This window comes from Rhodanobacter sp. FW021-MT20 (assembly GCF_041107475.1).
Classification (GTDB): domain Bacteria; phylum Pseudomonadota; class Gammaproteobacteria; order Xanthomonadales; family Rhodanobacteraceae; genus Rhodanobacter_A; species Rhodanobacter_A glycinis.
On record NZ_JBGBPX010000038.1, the window covers coordinates 1 to 1762 of the forward strand.

The window sequence follows — 1762 nt, forward strand, 5'->3', positions numbered from 1 at the left end:
TCCCGTCCAGCAGAGTGCGTACAGCCAGCGACCCAATCGAAAGCCGATAGGCGGTTCGGTGATTTCGACGAAGCCGTATTGACGACAGATATCGCGCTGATGATCCCACCGGAGTTCACCTGTCCGGTAGTCGTCGAGGGAGGGATCCGTGTCCGTAATATCCAGCTGCCTGGCAACGGTGGATAACACCAGCGCAGGGAGATCCAGCGGATCGTCCAGAAATGTTCCCAAGTAGCGCAGCGTCGTCAGCTGCAATGCGATGCCCAAACGATTCGCATGACCGCGCTTGCGCGCGATGTAGGTGCGATCTGCATCGTCGAGATGGAAGTAGCGTGCCAGTTCGTCGCTGGACGGGTTGCCGTTGTACCGGCCGTAATTGTCGCGTTGTCCCTCGGTAACGTAGCTGACCGGCATCAAGGTTTCCTTCTGCGGAGAGTTGGGTAGAAGGTTCCATCACTGAAAATCAAGCCTTTCGCCCATCACGCCTTGGAGCTGGCGAGGTGGGATCGCCTTCAACCATGTTTCTTGGGTTCTGCCGGGAGGCATTGCATTGGCGGTTTCGCCAAGGTCGAGTACGATACATGAATGATAACGACTCGTATTCGCAGCATATTGCGCAACCTCTCCGTGGCCGCCCTTCTGCTTTGGGCACTCCCACTCCCGCGGGCGCATGCTCAAGACGTCAGTTCAACCGTGCCGCAGACATGGCAGATGATCGACTATCTGGCCACGGATTACGCCGGCGCGGTCAAGAACGGAGCGGTGCTCAGCGCGTCTGAATACGCCGAGATGCGGGAGTTCACAGCCACCGTGCATCGCCGCCTTCAGGCGTTGCCGCCGACGCCCGGTACACCCGCGTTGTTGTCCCAGGCCGACCAGCTCATCGCTTCAGTGGATGCGAAGGCCTCGCCAGCGCAGGTGGCGATCGAGGCACATGCCCTGGCCGATGCCTTGCTGAAGGCGTACCCGATACCCACCGCGCCGGCCCAAGCGCCCGATCTGACGCAGGGCGCAACGCTGTACCAGAACCAGTGCGCCATGTGTCACGGCGCCACCGGGCATGGCGATGGTCCCGTGGGGCTGCAGCTCAATCCGCGACCGGTGGACTTCACTGACCAGGCGCGTGCGGACCAGCGCAGCCCGCTGTCCCTGTACGAAGTGATCAGCCACGGTGTCGAGGGAACGCCGATGGCCAGTTACTCGTCCCGGCTGTCGTCGGACGAGCGATGGGCACTCGCGTACTACGTGGGGTCGCTAGCCTATACCCGCGAAGCCACGACCGGTGCGACCCTCTGGCAGCACGATACGGCCGCGCGTGCGCAGATCGCGGACCTGAAGGAGTTGTCGCAAGCACGCGTGTCGCAACTGGCTCCTGCACTGGGTGCCGAACATGCCCGCGCGATCATCGGTTACCTGCGTGCGCATCCGCAGGCGATGCAACAGGCGTTGACGGGGCTTCCGCTTGCGCGGGGGCGACTTGCTGCAAGCCTGGCGGCCTATCGTGCCGGCGACGCCAAGGAAGCCACACAACTGGCATTGTCGGCCTATCTCGATGGCGTCGAACCCATCGAACCCCAGCTCAACGCACGCGATGGCGCGCTACGCGCCCGCATCGAAACGGCCATGGGCGCCTATCGCACAGCGGTGTCGGGCAAGGCCGCGCTGCCGGCGGTGACCCAGCAGGCCCACGCCGTGGATGTCCTGCTTGCGCAGGCGCAGGAGGTCACGGCGGATGCGGCGGGCGATCCGGCCGCCACGTTCC

The 1762-nt window shown here is 63.6% G+C and carries 2 protein-coding genes; one reads left to right on the forward strand and one right to left on the reverse strand.

The genetic code is table 11. The features are described from left to right. Positions 1–414: DUF4158 domain-containing protein (locus tag AB7849_RS19415; RefSeq protein ID WP_369501559.1), on the reverse strand; the 414-nt coding region annotated here is incomplete at its 3' end. A gap of 297 nt (positions 415–711) precedes the next feature. Here AB7849_RS19415 and AB7849_RS19420 point away from each other — a divergent pair. Next, positions 712–1762: c-type cytochrome (locus AB7849_RS19420; RefSeq protein WP_369501560.1), on the forward strand; the 1051-nt coding region annotated here is incomplete at its 3' end.